This is a genomic window from Glycocaulis albus (genome assembly GCF_014639075.1).
Lineage (GTDB): Bacteria > Pseudomonadota > Alphaproteobacteria > Caulobacterales > Maricaulaceae > Glycocaulis > Glycocaulis albus.
In genome coordinates this window covers 98,587-115,240 of sequence record NZ_BMFS01000004.1, presented here as the reverse complement: position 1 = coordinate 115,240, position 16,654 = coordinate 98,587, and the positions used below count along the sequence as shown (strand labels likewise).

The 16,654-nt window shown below is 63.1% G+C and carries 15 protein-coding genes; 4 read left to right on the top strand and 11 right to left on the bottom strand.

Annotated elements, in window-relative coordinates:
* Window positions 1–47: 47 nt before the first annotated feature.
* Window positions 48–731, bottom strand: a complete 684-nt coding sequence (locus IEV75_RS05965) for a TetR/AcrR family transcriptional regulator (protein ID WP_188451634.1) — start codon at window positions 729–731, stop codon at window positions 48–50.
* Window positions 732–862: 131 nt separating this feature from the next.
* Between IEV75_RS05965 and IEV75_RS05960 the strand changes: the two genes are divergently transcribed.
* Window positions 863–1,495, top strand: a complete 633-nt coding sequence (locus IEV75_RS05960) for a nitroreductase family protein (protein WP_188451633.1) — start codon at window positions 863–865, stop codon at window positions 1,493–1,495.
* Between the two features lie 32 nt (window positions 1,496–1,527).
* On the opposite strand, the gene csgH (IEV75_RS05955) is transcribed toward IEV75_RS05960, so the two are convergent.
* From csgH (IEV75_RS05955) to queF, 5 genes are all read right to left on the bottom strand, one after another.
* The gene (gene csgH / locus IEV75_RS05955) at window positions 1,528–2,019 is read right to left on the bottom strand and encodes a curli-like amyloid fiber formation chaperone CsgH (RefSeq protein WP_188451632.1); all 492 of its coding nucleotides are present in this window, start codon (window positions 2,017–2,019) and stop codon (window positions 1,528–1,530) included.
* 31 nt (window positions 2,020–2,050) lie between these two features.
* Complete coding sequence (locus IEV75_RS05950; RefSeq protein ID WP_188451631.1) at window positions 2,051–2,572, bottom strand: curlin-associated protein; 522 nt, start codon at window positions 2,570–2,572, stop codon at window positions 2,051–2,053.
* A gap of 245 nt (window positions 2,573–2,817) precedes the next feature.
* On the bottom strand, window positions 2,818–3,312 hold the full coding sequence (csgH, locus tag IEV75_RS05945; protein WP_188451630.1) for a curli-like amyloid fiber formation chaperone CsgH: 495 nt from the start codon (window positions 3,310–3,312) through the stop codon (window positions 2,818–2,820).
* Window positions 3,313–3,389: 77 nt separating this feature from the next.
* Window positions 3,390–3,902 (bottom strand): curlin-associated protein, encoded by a 513-nt coding sequence (locus IEV75_RS05940; RefSeq protein ID WP_188451629.1) that lies wholly within the window; start codon window positions 3,900–3,902, stop codon window positions 3,390–3,392.
* A gap of 156 nt (window positions 3,903–4,058) precedes the next feature.
* Window positions 4,059–4,523, bottom strand: coding sequence for a preQ(1) synthase (queF, locus tag IEV75_RS05935; protein WP_188451628.1), 465 nt, complete (start codon window positions 4,521–4,523; stop codon window positions 4,059–4,061).
* Between the two features lie 121 nt (window positions 4,524–4,644).
* On the opposite strand from queF, the gene IEV75_RS05930 reads away from it, so the two are divergent.
* A complete protein-coding gene (locus IEV75_RS05930; RefSeq protein WP_188451627.1) occupies window positions 4,645–6,348 on the top strand; it encodes a cation:proton antiporter domain-containing protein in 1,704 nt (567 codons plus the stop codon).
* On the opposite strand, the gene IEV75_RS05925 is transcribed toward IEV75_RS05930, so the two are convergent.
* Window positions 6,306–6,812 carry an Lrp/AsnC family transcriptional regulator gene (locus tag IEV75_RS05925; protein ID WP_188451626.1) on the bottom strand — a complete coding sequence of 169 codons (507 nt, stop codon included), beginning with the start codon at window positions 6,810–6,812 and terminating at the stop codon, window positions 6,306–6,308. The genes IEV75_RS05930 and IEV75_RS05925 overlap by 43 nt on opposite strands.
* 196 nt (window positions 6,813–7,008) lie before the next feature.
* Here IEV75_RS05925 and ald point away from each other — a divergent pair, with 196 nt between their 5' ends.
* Together ald and IEV75_RS05915 are read left to right on the top strand one after the other, a co-directional pair.
* Window positions 7,009–8,127 (top strand): alanine dehydrogenase, encoded by a 1,119-nt coding sequence (gene ald, locus IEV75_RS05920; RefSeq protein WP_188451625.1) that lies wholly within the window; start codon window positions 7,009–7,011, stop codon window positions 8,125–8,127.
* 127 nt (window positions 8,128–8,254) lie between these two features.
* A complete protein-coding gene (locus IEV75_RS05915; RefSeq protein ID WP_188451624.1) occupies window positions 8,255–10,228 on the top strand; it encodes an alpha/beta hydrolase family protein in 1,974 nt (657 codons plus the stop codon).
* 446 nt (window positions 10,229–10,674) lie between these two features.
* Here the strand turns inward: IEV75_RS05915 and IEV75_RS05910 are convergent, their stop codons facing one another.
* The 4 genes from IEV75_RS05910 to IEV75_RS05895 form a co-directional block, all read right to left on the bottom strand.
* Window positions 10,675–11,634, bottom strand: coding sequence for an NAD(P)H-dependent flavin oxidoreductase (locus tag IEV75_RS05910; RefSeq protein WP_188451623.1), 960 nt, complete (start codon window positions 11,632–11,634; stop codon window positions 10,675–10,677).
* An 83-nt stretch (window positions 11,635–11,717) separates the two neighbouring features.
* Window positions 11,718–12,536 (bottom strand): sulfurtransferase, encoded by an 819-nt coding sequence (locus IEV75_RS05905; protein ID WP_188451622.1) that lies wholly within the window; start codon window positions 12,534–12,536, stop codon window positions 11,718–11,720.
* 11 nt (window positions 12,537–12,547) lie between these two features.
* Entirely contained in the window at window positions 12,548–12,940 is a 393-nt protein-coding gene (locus IEV75_RS05900) for a DNA-binding transcriptional response regulator (RefSeq protein ID WP_188451621.1), read from the bottom strand.
* 32 nt (window positions 12,941–12,972) lie between these two features.
* Window positions 12,973–16,563 carry a PAS domain S-box protein gene (locus IEV75_RS05895; RefSeq protein ID WP_188451620.1) on the bottom strand — a complete coding sequence of 1,197 codons (3,591 nt, stop codon included), beginning with the start codon at window positions 16,561–16,563 and terminating at the stop codon, window positions 12,973–12,975.
* Window positions 16,564–16,654 lie beyond the last annotated feature (91 nt).

Below are 16,654 nucleotides of genomic sequence, written 5' to 3'. Positions count from 1 at the left end.
AGGGTCACATATAAGCCAATCAACGCCGTTTGAAAAGTGAACAGCGTTCACTTTCTTGATTTTTTGGCGTCCAGCCACGCATTGAGCTTGGGTGTGGCGAAGCCTCTGCCTGTCGCCTCGGCGTGAAAGGCGATGAGATCGTCCAGGGTCAGGTGGGCACACTTTTCCTTGGCGCCGGGAAAGTCCGGGATCGTGACCGCGAGCATGGTCAGGCCGTGCGCACCGGCCCAGACAGACATCGCGGCAACAGTGGGGTCACATTCGCGGAACCAGCCATCAGCGATCGCCTTCTGGATCATCAGTTCCAGACGCTCCGAGGCTGCATAGCCGAAGGAGTCCTGCCGGTCGTCAAAATCGGTTTCGAACCAGCTTGAAAAGGCAAGGCGATAGTGGGCGGGCTGTTCAAGCCCGGTCTCCACATAGGCCCGCAGGCATTCCTCGTTCACCTGGGGACCATCGGTGACCGTTTCCGCCACGGCAACCATGCGCCGGTATAGACGCTCGAAGAACTGCTCGCGGATCTCGTCGAACAGGGCCTCCTTGGAATCGAAATACTTGTAGAGCGCCGCCGGAGAGTAATCGATCCGTTCGGCGATGCGGCGCATGGAAATGCCCGCTTCGCCCTCTTCGGTGAAGATGGCCTCCGCCGCCTCGACGATGGCGTCGCGGACCTTGCGCCTGCGGCGCTCGGCCGGGCTCAGATCGCCGTCCAGCTCAGCATCGACAGCCATTCGCACTTCCCTGCATGTGATCGGACAGCTCAAACGCCGCTTGAATCTGTCACATTACATCCATGATATAAGTCCGGCTTTACCAATCCGTCAAAGCCGCCTGCACCTCCAGCAACCGGACCTGCCCCTTAATGACCCATTTTTCCGCGCCCGCCTTTCCCGGTGAAAACGATGTCCTGACCGTGCCCAAGGCCTCACAGGACATGCTCAACCGGATGGCGAAAAGACGCTCGACCCGCGCCATCGACATGGGCGGGCCGGGACCGTCGGCAGAACAGCTTGATGCGCTGCTGAAGATCGGCGCGCGCGTGCCCGATCACGGCAAGCTCTTCCCTTGGCGTTTCATCGTGTTCGAGGGTGAGGCGCGCGCGCGCTTCGGAGAAATGCTGGAAAAGTTCGCGCGCGCCGACATGCCCGATGCCGGCGAGGAACGCTTCGCGCTGGAGCGCCGCCGTTTCGAGCGCGCACCAGTCATTATCGGCGTCGTTTCGCGCGTGACAGTCCCGCACAAAATCCCCGAATGGGAGCAGATAATGTCTGCCGGCGCGGTATGTCAGAACCTGCTGCTCGCCGCCGATGCGATGGGGTTCGGCGCGCAATGGCTGACCGAATGGTATGCGTTCGACGCCCGCGTGCAGCGCGCCATCGGCCTTGCCGCCAATGAGCGCGTTGCCGGTTTCATCTATGTCGGCACACAGGCCGTCCCGGCCACTGAGCGCACGCGCAAGACACCGGACGTGACGCGCTGGACCGGCAGGGCGTAACAGCGCCCTGCCGGTCCAGACGTCGGCCAGCCTCACGGACCGGTGCGGTCAATGGCGCATATCTGGCGGCCAGTGCTGTCCATGAGCCGCAGGCGTACCTCGTATGCGCCGGCACCGCCATCACCGGACGAGATCACCGTTGTGCCCGGCTCTGCGCTGCGCATGGAGGCCATCATCTCGCCGAGCGAGGCGCCGCGGCGAGGCGCATTGCCGCCGAGCGTGATCTGGTGGATCCGCTCGGGCATGTCTCCGCCGACGCTGAACGGGCCGGACTGGCTGATGCTGGCATCGCCGCTCGCTGACACCTGGCGGATATCCAGCTCATAGCTGCCGGCAAGGCCGGGCGCGGCGTAGGCCTCAAGCAGAACCTGCCCCGCCGGACCGTCGCTGAACTCGACCCAGCATGTGGCGAGCGTTGCGCCGGCTCCATTGTAGTCATACCCGCCCGTGGCATCTGGCGGCTGCGCGCACGCGCTGGCAGCCAGTACGGCCTGAAGGCCGATCAATCCGGTCAAACGTTTCATTTGCCTGCTCCTTTCAATTGGGGCCACCAGTTCACTTGATGACCCAGCTTCCCTGGATAACGAGCGTGTTGCGATTATCGCCCGTCTGCTGAACGGCCGTGTGGGCGCCATTGCCAAACTGGATGACGCCCAGCGTGTTGTGGTTGCCAGTCTGGGTAGTGACGGCCGAATGGTTGTTGCCGAACTGGTAGACGCCAACCGTGTTGCCGGTTCCTGTCTGCACCGCGCTGGCGGAATTATTGTAACCCTGCTGGCGGATCAGCACCTCGCTGAAGCGCCCGAGCTGGTCCACGAAAGCACCGTTGGCGCTGCCTGACTGGCGCACCTCGGCACCGTTGCGCAGCCCGTCCTGGATGGTCTGGACGAACTGGTGACGCCCCCGCTGGCTGATCGACAGCCGGTTCTGGTAGCCCTGCTGGCGGGCAGACAGCTCGTGGGACTGCCCGGCCTGACGGATATCTACCCGGTTGCGCTGCTGGGCCTCTGCGGCACCAGCGGTTCCTGCAAGCACGGCGGCTGCAAGGCCGGTGGCTAGTGTGCTGCGAAGGGTCATGGCGGTCTCCGTTTACATCTTCAGGTGCTGGCGAAGCTCCCGAAGGCGCTAGCCATTGCATCTGTTCTAGCGGGGGCTGGCTGAACGCCCCCCGAGCGGCGCGTTCAAACTCCGCTCATGTGCCAAAACTGAAGGTGAACAGCTGCCGGGGCTGGTTCTGCAAACGCAGAAACAGCGCACTGCCAAGAGCAGCGCGCTGTCGCGTGGGAAAGACATTCAGCAAACTGGCCCGCCGGTACGCGGCCTTACAGCCACGAGCTGCTGGCCTGGCAGACGAGCCGCCCGCGTTGGTCGAACACCCGCAAATAGGCGTTATAGCTGTAGGCAGTAGCAGGCAGCGATACGGGCCCGTAGCTGGACTGGCGTGAGGTGGTGCCCTGCTGAAATCCACCGGCGACGGCCACGATACCGGGCGCGCTTCGTCCCCGCGTGGGATTGGCCAGCACCACCCGGCTGATATTGGCAGGTGTACCCCGGGCAGGCTGGAACGTGCCTGACTGGTCGATGATGGCATCATTGCCAGCACCGGCCTGGCGCACTGTCATCTCGTAACTGCCTGAAAGACCAGGCGCCGTATAGACATTAAGCAGGCTGTGACCCCGGCCACGGGCCAGATCAATCCAGCACAGATCGCCTGCGGAGCGCGTGCTGGACAGCTGCGCGCTGGCTGACGGAAGGCCGGCAAAGCAGACGGCCGCGGCTATCGCCGGGACAGCAATCATGGTGTTTAAATAGGGCATGATATCCTCCTGAACCTCTGGATCTGAGGCACTGGCGGCGGCGCACCGGACAGGGCGCGCCGCCGGCCTGCTGGCAATTAATGGCTGCCCTGGATCACCAGCGAGACATTACCGCTGCCTGACTGGCGCACATTGGCGCTCTGGCCACTGCCGACCTGGATCACGCCAAGCGCGTTATTCGAGCCGGATTGGTTGGTCCGCGCACTATGGCCCGAACCGATCTGGGCGACGCCAACCGTGTTGTTGCGTCCCGTCTGGATGGCCGTGGCACCATTATAGGAACCTTCCTGGCCGACAACGGCGGTGTTGTTGCGGCCAAGCTGGTCAACCAGCGCGCCATTGGCATACCCGCCCTGACCCACGGTCACGCCATTGCGCGAACCGGCCTGAATGGTCTGGACATAGTGGTAGCCACCGCGCTGCTGGATGGCGAGGGCGTTGCGATGACCGTTCTGGCGCGCGGCCAGCTCGTTACCGTAGCCGCTCTGGCTGACATTGACCCGGTTACGCTGCTGGGCCTCTGCGGCGCTGGCCGTGCCGGCCAGGACAACGATGCTGAGGCCGAGGGCGAGTGCGTTGCGAAGTTTCATCTGCTTTCTCCAAATCTCGTCGCTGGGCGCTTCAGTGCGCCGTCAGTGATGAGAGGTTTAGAGAAGCCAGGCTGAACGCCGTCCGAGCGGCGCGTTCAAACTCCGCTCATCGTCATAAACGCCAGATAAATGGCCGGTTTATCTACATGAATACCGCTAGCCGCGGCCCCGGTAAGGCGCCACGCCCTGATCTGGTACCCAGACGCCTTGCGGGCATTGGCCCCACTGGCCAAACACATCAATCGGGATGCCGCCGCGCGGATACCAGTAGCCGCCAATGCGCAGCCATTTGGGCGCAATCTCGTCCACCAGCCTCTGCCCGATCATCATCGTGCACGCCTCGTGGAAAGCGCCATGATTGCGGAAACTCGTCAGGAAGAGTTTCAGCGATTTTGATTCAACGATCCATTCGTCCGGCACGTAGTCGATCACCAGGTGCGCGAAATCGGGCTGGCCGGTTACCGGGCAGATAGAGGTAAACTCCGGGCAGGTGAAGCGGATCAGATAATCATTGCCTTGCGCAGGGTTGGACACCCGCTCCAGCTGGGCAGTTTCAGGGCTCTCCGGCGCGCCGGTCTGGGCGCCGAGCTGCTCGAGTTTTGTATAGCGTTCATCGGTCATGGCCGGGGATGTAGCGCGCGCGCCGCGCAAGGGCGAGAGAAAAGCTCTTTGGCTTTGCAGTGAGGCTTCTCACGCCTATCGTGGTGCAGCGCGGCATCATCAGGGACAAAGGCGGGACAGCATGAGTGAAGTCGAAGCCATCCTGCCAGCTGTTAAGCTGCTGGGCGTCGGCATTGCCGCCATCATGCTGGCGCGCTTGCTGAAAACCTCACCCATCGTCACCTTCATCGCGGCCGGATTGCTGATCGGCCCGTTCGGACTGGGCGTGATCGAGGAAAACGGCACGACGCGTCTCCTCGCGCAGCTGGGCGTCGTCTTCCTGCTGTTTGATATCGGGCTGGGCTTCTCGCTGAAAACCGTGCGCGAGAGCAAGCGCGACCTGATCGGCCTTGCGCCCGTCCAGATGATATTGTGCACGGCCGGGTTCGGCCTTGCCGGATGGCTGGCCGGCATGGACTGGCTGCTGGCCCTGCTGATCGGCGCGGCGGCAGGCATTTCGGCAACGGCCGTGGTGACGCAGACACTGGCCGAGCGCGGCATCGCCACCTGCCCGCTGGGACGGTCTGCGACGGCTGTGCTGGTGTTTCAGGACATTGCCGGCATCTTCCTTCTGGTCATCGCGGTAGCGCTGTCTGAGGGCGGCGGCGGGGATCTGGGCGCCATTCTGGGCATGTCGGCGCTGAAAGCGCTGCTGGCGGTTGGCGCCGCCCTGCTGGCGGGGCGCTTCGTGATCGGTCCGCTCTTCCGCCTGCTGTCCAAGACACGGAATGACGAGATTTTCACCGCCGCCGCCCTGTTCCTCGTGCTGGCGACCGCTGCGGCGACCGGCGCGCTGGAGCTGTCCCTCACGCTGGGCGCGTTTCTGGCCGGCATGATTATCGCGGACACGCCGTTCAAGACGGTGATCCGCACCGAGGCCAAGCCGTTTGGCGCGCTTCTCCTGGGTTTTTTCTTCATCACGGTCGGCATGGCGCTGGACTGGCGGATGATGGTGGAGCAGGCCCACTGGATCCTTGCCGCCCTTGCCGTTCTGTTCGTGCTGAAAACAGCGCTCACCTGGGCGGCGGCCATCATCAACAGATGGAGCCTGGCGGGCGGCGCGCAGCTGGGCTTTGCGCTGGCGCAAGGCTCCGAGTTCGGCCTCGTCATCCTCGCCCTGCCCGGTATAGCCGCAGCGCTGGGCGCGGAGCTGACCGGCATTCTGGTGGCGGCCAGCGCGCTGTCGCTGGCGCTGACACCGGCCTGGGCCTCGCTGGGGCTCAGAATCGCGCGGCGCATCGCCGACGCCACGGCGAGCCGCAAGCCGGTCAGCGCGCCAGAGGAAATGAATTGCCCGGTGCTGATTTTCGCCATGACGCCCTCGGGCCGCATGGCCTATTCCGCGCTGACCCGTTTCGACATTCCCGTCATCGCCATTGAAAGCGATCCGGACCGGTTCCTGTCCGCGATAGCGGACGGCTTTGCGGTGACATTCGGTGACCCGTCCGATACGCGGCTATTGCGCGCCATCGACGTGACCGAGGCCCGGGCGCTGGCGATCTGCGCGCCGCGCTACGAGATATCGGCCGAGATCACGCCCTATATCCGCGAGAACTTCCCCGAGCTGGAACGTTTCGTGGCCGTGACCGACGAGGCTGACCGCCGGCGCCATGAGGCGCTCGGCATGCATGCCATTCTCAATCGCAGCCAGCCGGAAGGACTGGACTTTGCGCTGGCGCTGCTGCGCTATGCGGAGATTCCCGAAAGCGACATCCATGAATGGATGCAGGACGTGATCGAGGCCTACGCCCCCGATCCGGCCTTCCGCGTGGCAGAGCCAGCCTGACCGGCAGACAACGGCATGGCGGTGCGGGTGAACACCTTGCGCATCGCGATGTTGGAAACCAGCCGGGCAACGCCCGGCAGGCCAGACAGGCGCTCGCGGTGGACGCGCTCATAATCGCGGGCATCGCGCACCATCAGGCGCAAGAGATAATCCTCCGCGCCGGTCGTGAGGTAGCAGTCCATCACCTCCTCCACCTGCTCAACAGCGGTCTCGAAGGCCTGCATGGTCTCGCGGCGCTGATTCTCCAGCGTCACCAGCACCAGCACCGTCAGACCCCGGCCTACCGCCTCGGCATTGAGCAGGGCCACATAGCCGTCGATCACGCCGGCCTGTTCCAGCGCGCGCACGCGCCGGTGACAGGCCGAGGCTGACAGGCCGGCCCGCTCGGCCAGCTCCGCATTGGTCAGCCTTCCCTCGCGCTGCAAAAGGGTCAGAAGGCTCACATCCATCGCATCAAGGCGCATGCGGACTCCTTCGAAGAGTTTGCCATGGCGGGCAGCAGCGCCGCCCTTCAATCAGCAGGATAGCATAGAAGGAGAGCATATTGCGCAAGATTCTTGCGTTTTTTGCGGTCTAATTGCTGACACCCGCCGCATAATGTAGTTTCACCGCAAGCATGCTCCGCCAGAATTGGCGGCAAACCAGTCAGGGAGAGACCCCATGCGTGTTGGCGTACCCAGAGAGATCAAGGTCCATGAATACCGCGTCGGCCTGACGCCTGCGGGTGCGGCCGAGCTGGTGCAGGCGGGCCATGAGGTGTTTGTGGAAACCAAAGCCGGTGATGGCGTGGGCTTTGCCGACAGCGCCTACGAGGCTGTGGGCGCCAAAATCCTTCCCGACGCGGAGGCTGTGTTCAAGACGGGCGAGCTGATCGTGAAGGTGAAGGAGCCGCAGCCGATCGAGTATGCGCGCCTGACGCCGGAGCACACCCTCTTCACCTATCTTCATCTCGCGCCCGACCCTGATCAGACCAAGGGCCTGATGGACTCAGGCTGTATCGCCATCGCCTATGAGACTGTGACGGACAATGAGGGCCGCCTGCCGCTCCTGAAGCCGATGTCGGAAGTGGCCGGCCGCATGTCGATCCAGGTTGGCGCGACGGCGCTGGAAAAATCCCATGGCGGGCGCGGCATGCTGCTGGGCGGCGTGCCGGGCGTGCAGCCAGCCAAGGTGGTCATACTCGGCGGCGGCGTCTCGGGCACGCATGCGGCCGAGATGGCCGTCGGCATGCGTGCGGACGTGACGATCTTCGACCGCTCCATCAAACGCCTCGCGGAACTCGACACGCAGTTCCAGGGCCGAGCGAAAACGGCCTTCTCCACGGCGGCTGCCGTTGAGGAAGCCATTATCGGCGCAGATCTGGTAATCGGCGCGGTGCTGATCCCGGGTGCGGCGGCGCCCAAGCTCGTCACCCGCGACATGCTGAAGAAGATGAAGGATGGCGCGGTACTGGTCGATATCGCCATCGATCAGGGCGGCTGCTTTGAAACGTCCAAGCCCACCACCCACCAGAGCCCGACCTTCATCGTCGACGGCGTGGTCCATTACTGCGTGGCCAACATGCCGGGCGCCGTGGCACGCACCTCGACCATCGCGCTCACCAACGCCACCCTGCCCTTTACGCTGGCTATCGCCAACAAGGGCGCGAAAAAGGCGATGAATGACGATCCACATCTGGCCCGCGGCCTTAACGTCGCCGAAGGCCATGTCACCTACGAGCCGGTCGCCCGCGATCTCGGCCACACATATGTGAAGCCCGACTGGCTGAAGAGTATCTAGAGTCCCTGCCCATTTACGGCCGAAACCCCGGATCTGGCGATCCGGGGTTTTCATGTTCAGACGTGAACTAAACATTTGGCGAAGCCCGGCAATTGCGTAAGCTAAAACCTCAACCCTGGGGTGTCATATGATTGTCGTAAAACTGTGTGCCGCTGCACTGGCAGCAATCTCGTTGACGGCCGGAGCCTCCGCGGCCGGCTTGCCTCCTGTCGAAGCCTTCGCGCTGCCCGCTCAGATGCGCTATGCGGCATTGTCGCCGGATGGCGACCACATCGCGTTTGTTTTCCAGCGCGAGAACAATGACATGATTGCCGTTGCGCCAAGCCGTCTGGAGGAAGGCGCCCAAATTCGGATACGCTCGGTTCACCCGTGGGAAACTGTCAGCGCGATCAGCTGGTCAGGTGAGCGCGTGATCTACCAGACCCGGCGCCCGACCCCGCGTTCACGCGATGACACCAGCACCTTCTACAACCGGACTTTTCTGTACTCTGCGCCGGTAGACCTCTCTGCCTCCATACCGCTGAACGAGGATCCCGGTGACCGGCGCCGCTCCTGGCTGCCGCGCCCGCAGCTATCGGGTGATATTACGCACCTGCTACCCCACGACCCGCAGCACATCCTCCAGGCGTTGAACTGGCGTGAGTGGGAGACGCGCGATCTCTACCGGACCAATGTCGAGACAGGCGAACTGTCGATGATAATGCGGGGACGCACCGGCACTCAGGGCTTCCTGACAGATGGCAATGGCGCGGTGGTGGCCATGTACGGACTGGAGCGGGGCCGCGAGACAGGCGATCCGTTCTTTGTGGTCGGCGATGGGGCGAACGGATGGATCGATTTATCGCGCTTCATCAATGCAGAGTATGATTTTCTCCCCTTTGGCCGCCATCGCGATGGCCGGCTGTATGTGGGCTCCAACCATGACGCCGATACGATTGGCCTGTTTCTTTTCGATCCGGCACGCGGCGCGTTCGACGAATTGCTCTTCCGGCATCCGGAAGTAGACGTGGGCGGCCTGATATATTCGGCAGGTGGCGAAGCTGTTGTCGGTGCGTACTACATCGCTGACGAACCGGGCTTTCACTATTTTGACGGCGCCTACGCGGCCGCTCGCAATGACCTGCAAACCCGGCTCGACCGCACCAATGTACGCTTTGTGTCCATTGCGCAGGAAGCCCGGCTCGCACTGGTCTCGGCAGAGGGGCCCAGTGATCCGGGCGGACTTTATCTCTACGATACAGAGAGCGGCGCCCTCACCGAGGTCGGACGCCTCAGGCCCTGGCTCGATGACATACCGATGGGCGGTGTGTTTCCGGTGCGGTTTCCTGCCCGCGACGGGTTGGAGCTGAGAGGCTATGTCACCCTGCCCCACGGCCGCCAGCCAGACACCACAACCGGCCGACCCATCCCGTTCGTCATCCTGGTGCACGGCGGACCTGCTGCGCGCGATTATGCTCGTTTCGACCCCTGGGCACAGTTCCTTGCCTCGCGTGGCTATGGGGTTTTGCAATTCAATTTCCGCGGCTCTCGCGGACTGGGCCGTGCGCTAGAATCGGCGGGCGATGGCGAATGGGGTGCGGGCATGCAGGACGATGTCGATGACGCCGCGCAATGGCTGGCCGCCAACGGGTACGCAGATCCAGACAGGATCGCGGTTATGGGCGCCAGCTACGGAGGGTACGCTGCCCTTATGGCTGCCGGGCGCGATAATGGACTGTACCGGGCTGCAATCAGCGTAAACGGCGTGACGGATCTGGTCGGCATGAGGCAGCACAGCCAACGCTTCTTCGGGCTGGAACAGCGTTTCCGCGAACAGCTGGAGGGGGTGGATCTGCGGGCCATGAGTCCGGTGAACGCGGCAAACAATATCCGTATCCCGATCCTCGTTGCGCACGCCAGCTACGACTCGGTTGTGCCCTATTCGCAGAGCGAAACCTTTCGCCGCCGATTGGGCAGGCAGGACGAACACTCGGTCTTTATCGAGCTTCGCGGCGACAGCCATGCCATTGATCTGGCGGGTAATCGTCATCTCCTGCTGGCAACTCTGGAAGCCTTCCTCGCCTACCATATGCCCAGCGCGGAGCTCGCGATGGCGGACTGATCTTATCCCCCTCCCCCTAGCCTGCCCGTATGATGCGTCTTGCCGGTCTGGTGGAAGGGCATGTTCGCGGCACGCTCACATGACAGGCCGGCGCGGGGATTTCATGTCCCCCGCTCCAGGTGTCTGGCGGCCAGGTTCGAAGATGGCGCGCCTTTCACTGCCCCTGATGAGGCTTAATGGGGATACGGGAAGACTGAAGCTTCGCCCGTGCGGACGGCCTTTGAAGGCCACGCCTGAACTGCCCCGCCTGCCCTATCCGGCCCGACAGGCCGTCCGCACCCCTTCCAAACTCTCGCGGTGAAAACCGGCGGAGATTTTGGCGCGTGGGCTGGCGCGCGGTTGCATTGCTTTCTACCGTCGCCACATCCGCGTTTTCCCGGCAAAAGCCGGGATCCAGAAAGGCTGGGCACCGGCGTTCGCCGGTGAAACGCCAAATAAATGGCCGCTCAGCACACCCGCTTTTTCGCTGCCTCGTACTCGGCTTTCAGCTTGGCGACATAGTCGGCTGTGGAACGCACCGCATCGACAGAGCCAATGCCCTGGCCCGAACCCCAGATATCCTTCCAGGCCTTGGCGTCCGAATTGCCGCCCGAGCCAAAATTCATCTTGGACGGGTCGCTTTCGGGCAGATTGTCCGGATCGAGACCGGCATCTGTGATCGATTTCTTGAGATAATTGCCGTGTACGCCGGTGAAGAGGTTGGTGTAGACGATATCGTCCGCGCGCCCTTCCACAATGCCCTGCTTGTAGCTCTCGGTGGCGCGCGCTTCTGCCGTCGCGATGAAGGCCGAACCGATATAGGCATAGTCCGCGCCCATGGCCTGCGCCGCCAGCACGCCTGCGCCGGTGGAGATCGCGCCGGAGACCAGAAGCGGACCGTCAAAGAATTCGCGGATTTCGGCAATCAGCGCGAAGGGCGAGAGCGTGCCGGCATGGCCGCCAGCGCCCGAACACACCGCGATCAGGCCGTCCGCGCCCTTCTCCAGCGCCTTGTTCGCGAAACGCACATTGATGATGTCGTGCAGCGTCTTTCCGCCCCATGAGTGGACGGCGTTGTTGAGATCCTCCCGCGCACCCAGCGAGGTAATGACCAGCGGCACCTTGTATTTCGCGCAGGTCTCCAGATCGGCTTCGAGCCGCTCGTTCGAGCGATGGACGATCTGGTTCACGGCGAAGGGGGCTGCGGGTTTGTCCGGATTGGCGCGGTTATAGCTGTCGAGTTCTGACGTGATCTGGTCCAGCCACTCATCAAGCTGGCTTTGCGGGCGGGCATTAAGCGCCGGGAAGGAACCCACCACGCCGGCCTTGCACTGGGCAATGACCAGATCAGGATGGGAAATGATGAAAAGCGGCGCGCCGATAACAGGCACGCTGAGGCGCCCTTCAAGAATGTCCAGTCCGGCCATGCTGGCCCTCCCCTTCAACAAAGTTTGTTGCACCGCAAGCTAGCGCGGTTTGGAGCCGTGTCGAGACAGGAAGTGAACACTGTTCAGCCGGTCACGACCGGCAGATCGCCGCGGCCCGCCCATTCGGTCCACGACCCGTCATAGAGCCAGACATCCGTGAAGCCGGCGGCCGTGAAACCTGCATGCAGAATCGCCGCCGTCACGCCGGAGCCGCAGGTACAGATTATGCGCTGGTGCCGGTCTCGTGTTGGCAGCACGGCGTCCAGCGCACCGTCCTTCAGGAATTTCCCGTCCGGTGCAATGAGCCGGCCAGCGGGCAGGTTCACCGCGCCGGGCATGTGGCCTGATTGCAGGCCTGCGCGCGGTTCAGGGTCGGTTCCCGCGAAACGTCCCGGCGGGCGGGCATCGACGATCAGCGCGTCCCCCGCCTCGACATGGTGCAGCACGTCGTTCCAGCGCACGGCATCATCATTGATGAGATGCAGCGCAGGCCCGGCGGCGGCACGCGGCGCGCCAGGCGCGCCTGTTTCCACTGCCCCGCCGGCAGCCTGCCAGGCAGCAAATCCGCCATCGAGAATCAACGGCGAGAGACCGAAGCGGCGCAGCGTCCACCAGACACGTGGAGCAGCAAAATATCCGTTCTGGTCATAGATGATGAGCGGCCGCCCCGGCACTATGGCGTGGGCGGCAAACCAGCGTGACAGCGTGGCGCTGCCCGGTGCCATATGGGGCAGAGGGCTGGTCAGGTCGGCCACCGCATCAATATCGAAGAAAACCGCCCCGGCGATACGCTGCGCATCATAGGCGTCGCGCCCGCTCCTTGCAGAGCCTGGCATGAACCAGCTCGCATCGATGAACACCGCATCCCTACGGGTCACCGCATCTTCAGGGGCGATCAGCATGAATTGCCCGTTCACTGGTGCAGATGCTTGTCGATGAGCGCACGCAAATCCTCCGGCGTCATCAGGTCCAGCTTGGCAAACGGCCCGGCAACATTGGGGTAGGCCGACAGGTTCACCCGTTCGAAGGTGTGCGCCGTTATGAGCAGTATGGCGGCATGGGGCGCTGCGGGCACTACCAGCGGCAGGGTTTCATCGAAGCTGGAATACGGGGGCAGGCGCCGGTCAAGGAATACGAGTTCAAAATCCCGTTTGCGGCTGCGGTCCACGAACTCGCTGATCGTAGCAAAGCTGGAAACCTCAACGGCGTCGAAAACCTCGTCCATGAGAATGGAAAGGATTTCCGTTTCCACCGGATCATCATCAATAATGGCTACGGACAGTGCCCCGCGCGATGCCTGTCCCATTCAATACCCCTTTACGTTATTTCCAGCTTCGCTCAGGCCTCGGCACTGACCGTCATCAGTGCCGACAATGCGCTTGCCAGCGCATCAAGATCAACCGGTTTGGCGAGATAATCGTTAGCACCGGCTCTCAGGCATTCCTCCCGGTCCTGCGGAGCGGCGTGCGCGGTCAAGGCGAGTATGGGCACGCCGCGGCGCGGCGAGGCACTGCCGCGGATTTCCCGGATCGCATCCAGGCCGGACATGACAGGCATGGAGACGTCCATGATGACCAGAGCAAAGTCTTCTGCCAGTGCCCGGTCCACTGCCTCGCGCCCATTGGTGACGCAGACCGGCCGCGCCACGCCCAGCTCGCCGAGAAACATCTCCAGCGTGTCGCGATTTGTTGCATTGTCCTCGGCGATCAGGATGCGACCCGGATTCGCCGGCAGGCTGACCGGGCGGCCGCCTTGATCGGCCGGCGCGTCCCCGGCACCCGTCACGATCAGCGGCAGATGAACGGCAAACCTGGAGCCCTGGCCAGGCCGGGAATGGACCGTGACATGCCCGCCCATCAGGCCTGCAAATTCCTTGCACAGGGCCAACCCCAGGCCGGCGCCCTCGTGGCGGCGGGCATAGGAGGCATCAACCTGGCGGAAGCGGTCAAAGATGTGTTCGGCCTGCCCGGGGCTGATGCCGGGGCCGGTATCGGCCACCTCAAAACGTATGGTCCGGCTGTCGGGACAGTCGACATTGAGCCATACCGAACCGGCCTCGGTGAATTTCACCGCATTGCCCAGAAGGTTGATCAGCACCTGCGCCAGGCGGCGCCGGTCAACGATGATGTGGCCGGGCGCAGCCTCGTCTATGGCGAGGTCCAGCGCGAGCGCCTTGTTCTGAGCGGTTCCACGCACGGCAGACAATGCCTGTTCGCACAGCGCGTCGATTTCAACTGCCTCAGGCTCCAGCGTCATCAGTCCGGCTTCGATCTTTGACAGGTCCAGAATGTCGTTGATGATCGACAGCAAAGCCTTGCCCGAGGTCTGCACGGTCTCGATCATGCGGGTCTGGCGGGCGTCCAGCCCGGTACGCGCCAGTAATTGTGACATCCCCAGCACGCCGTTCAGGGGTGTGCGGATTTCATGGCTCATATTGGCGAGGAATTCCGATTTCAGCCGGTTGGCGCGTTCAGCCTCGTCACGCGCGGCCAGAAGCTCGGCCTCGCCCTGCTTGCGTCCGGTAATATCGCGCTCAACCGACAGCCAGTGTGTGAGCTGGCCTGACGCATCGGCAATCGGCACGACATCGATATCCATCCAGCGCGCCTCGCCGCTGCGTGTGTAGTGTTGTATCTCGGTTCGGACCGGCTGCCGGGCGTCAATCGCTGCCAGGACGCGGGCGATGGTTTCCTGTGACGTTTCCGGCCCGTGCAGCATGCGCGTCGAACCGCCCAGAACCTCCTGCGCGGTATAGCCGAAGACCTGCTCGAACGCGTCGTTGACATAGACGATGCGCGGCCCCTCCGGCGCGATCTCGCCTTCCGTGATAATGACCACATCATTGGCATGCTTGACTGCCGCCTGCAGAAGCTGGAGCTGTTCCTGTGCCTGGCGCTCCACGGTGACATCCTGAAAATAGACCGCCAGCCCTTCCGCGCCGGGATGAATACGGACCTGGAACCAGGCATTGAACGGTTCGTACTGGAAGCCCGTAGTGACGGTCTGGCCGGTCTGGCGCGCCTGCAGATAATGGGGCTCCAAAGTGTCGCGCACGCTCTGCGGAAAAACGTCCCACACATACTTGCCCAGCATCTGGCTGCGCGGCGTCCTCAACGCGCGCTCGGCCTCTTCGTTCACGAACGAAAAACACAGGTCTTCATCCAGCAGGTAGAAACCGTCGCTCATCGTATTGAGCGTGCTTTGCAGACGCTCGGCCAGTTCGGCGCTTTCAAGGCGTGCCGATACCAGTTCCGATATGTCCTGGAATGCGCCGCGCACCGCGATCACCTCGCCGGCGGCATTACGCTCGGCCTCGCCTATCGAGCGGCACCAGACCCGCCGGCCTTTGGCGGTAATGATGACGAGCACCTCGTCGAACGGTTCACCGGTCTCTACACAGCGTTCATAGACTTCGCGCAGCCGGTCTATGCTTTCCGGGGCGTAGAAATTTATACCCTCTTCAACGCGGACCTCCCGCGTTCCGGGCAGGTCGTGGATGAGGGCCACCTCCTCCGACCACTCGACCATCTGACGCTGCAGGTCCACACGCCAGGCGCCAAAGCGCGCAGACTTGCCGGCGAGACGAAGCAGCCGGTCGGCTTCGTTCAGGCGCGCATCGGTTTCCAGCTGGCCTGTGATGTCCTGCACCACACCAGTCATGGTCTGCTGGCCAGGCGGACCGGTCAGCTCGCCAACACCGCGCACATGGATGATGCGCCCGTCCTCGGGCCGCACGATGCGATGCCAGAAATCGAAAATCTTGCGGCCCGATTGCGTGAATTCGGCGAAACGGGCATTGGCGCGATCCCGGTCATCCGGGTGCACGAGGCTCATGTAAAGATCATAATCAGGCCCGGCCGGATCCGGCTCCAGCCCGTACATGCGATAGGTGCTGTCCGACCAGGTGAGTCTCAGCGTCTGCATGTCGAGCTGCCACTGGCCGATGGCAAGGAGGCGCTCCACCGTGCGGATGCTCGCCTCGCGCTCGTTCAGGCGTGAAGTCGCCTCGCGCAGCTCACGCGAATGCATCATCAGATCAAGGTCCAGCGGACGGGTGGCCAGCTCGTCGGCCAGCTCGGACGCAACGCGCCCCTGCCCGGCAATCAGGCCTGTCACATCCTCGGAACGGCAGATAATGTATTGCGCGCCGCCATCCGGGCCCTTCACCACCGAAAAGATAGACAGCCACCAGCGATCCTCGAAACCGCCGCCCTCAGAGAGAGGCCGCTCGACCGGATAGCGTACCAGTGGAACGGCTTCGGAAAGTCCGGTTTCCGTTACCCGGTCCAGAACCGCGGTAATAACCGCGACACCATCGGCTTCAGGATCATCGGGATTGTCGGGGAACACGTCAAAGAGCGGACGCCCCATCAGCTCGGAGCGGCGGCGCATGACGGCCTCCAGATAGGCGTCGCTGATCGCCACAATGGTGTAGTTTTCCGGCTCGAGAACCAGCAGCTTTCCCGGAGCAGATTCAAACAGGGACTGGAAGTGGTAGGCGGCGGCCTCGGCCCGGTTGCGCAGCTCCGCCTCACGCTCGAACTGCTCTGCGCGCTCGCGTTCAAACTCGACACTGGCCGTCACGTCACGCAGTACCGCCAGCTCGCACGCCTTGCCTGCATAGGTCAGCGTGTGGGACGTCACCTCGGCGTAGATAATCTCGCCGGCCTTTGAAAGCGTGGTCCAGACGCCGGCCCGGTCCAGCCCCTCTGTGACCGCCGCGACATTGGAGACCAGGCGCTCAAGCTCCTCGGGCGTGTGCAACTCGTCGAGACGGAGATTCAGGGCTTCCAGGTCGTCTGGCGTATAGCCATAGCGGATGCGGAATGCCTTGTTGACCACAAGGATGCGCCGCGTCGCCAGCTCGTAGACCAGCATCGGGTCGGGATGATTCTGGAAAAAGATATCGTGCGCGAGCTCGGTGGTCATGACTACCCAACCTGTTGGGACTGCGGCCTTAACCGGCTTTCACAGCCAGTCAGGGCAAGCACAAGAAAACCTGATCGCGCAAACATGGCGC

Bases quoted from the DNA above. Each gene is read 5' to 3' on its own strand.
- IEV75_RS05925 (WP_188451626.1), bottom strand. From the start codon at position 6,812: ATGCGCCTTGATGCGATGGATGTGAGCCTTCTGACCCTTTTGCAGCGC.
- IEV75_RS05940 (WP_188451629.1), bottom strand. From the start codon at position 3,902: ATGAAACTTCGCAACGCACTCGCCCTCGGCCTCAGCATCGTTGTCCTG.
- IEV75_RS05895 (WP_188451620.1), bottom strand. From the start codon at position 16,563: ATGACCACCGAGCTCGCGCACGATATCTTTTTCCAGAATCATCCCGAC.
- IEV75_RS05965 (WP_188451634.1), bottom strand. From the start codon at position 731: ATGGCTGTCGATGCTGAGCTGGACGGCGATCTGAGCCCGGCCGAGCGC.
- queF (WP_188451628.1), bottom strand. From the start codon at position 4,523: ATGACCGATGAACGCTATACAAAACTCGAGCAGCTCGGCGCCCAGACC.
- ald (WP_188451625.1), top strand. From the start codon at position 7,009: ATGCGTGTTGGCGTACCCAGAGAGATCAAGGTCCATGAATACCGCGTC.
- IEV75_RS05900 (WP_188451621.1), bottom strand. From the start codon at position 12,940: ATGGGACAGGCATCGCGCGGGGCACTGTCCGTAGCCATTATTGATGAT.
- IEV75_RS05915 (WP_188451624.1), top strand. From the start codon at position 8,255: ATGATTGTCGTAAAACTGTGTGCCGCTGCACTGGCAGCAATCTCGTTG.
- csgH (WP_188451630.1), bottom strand. From the start codon at position 3,312: ATGCCCTATTTAAACACCATGATTGCTGTCCCGGCGATAGCCGCGGCC.
- IEV75_RS05960 (WP_188451633.1), top strand. From the start codon at position 863: ATGACCCATTTTTCCGCGCCCGCCTTTCCCGGTGAAAACGATGTCCTG.
- IEV75_RS05905 (WP_188451622.1), bottom strand. From the start codon at position 12,536: ATGCTGATCGCCCCTGAAGATGCGGTGACCCGTAGGGATGCGGTGTTC.
- IEV75_RS05950 (WP_188451631.1), bottom strand. From the start codon at position 2,572: ATGACCCTTCGCAGCACACTAGCCACCGGCCTTGCAGCCGCCGTGCTT.
- IEV75_RS05930 (WP_188451627.1), top strand. From the start codon at position 4,645: ATGAGTGAAGTCGAAGCCATCCTGCCAGCTGTTAAGCTGCTGGGCGTC.
- csgH (WP_188451632.1), bottom strand. From the start codon at position 2,019: ATGAAACGTTTGACCGGATTGATCGGCCTTCAGGCCGTACTGGCTGCC.
- IEV75_RS05910 (WP_188451623.1), bottom strand. From the start codon at position 11,634: ATGGCCGGACTGGACATTCTTGAAGGGCGCCTCAGCGTGCCTGTTATC.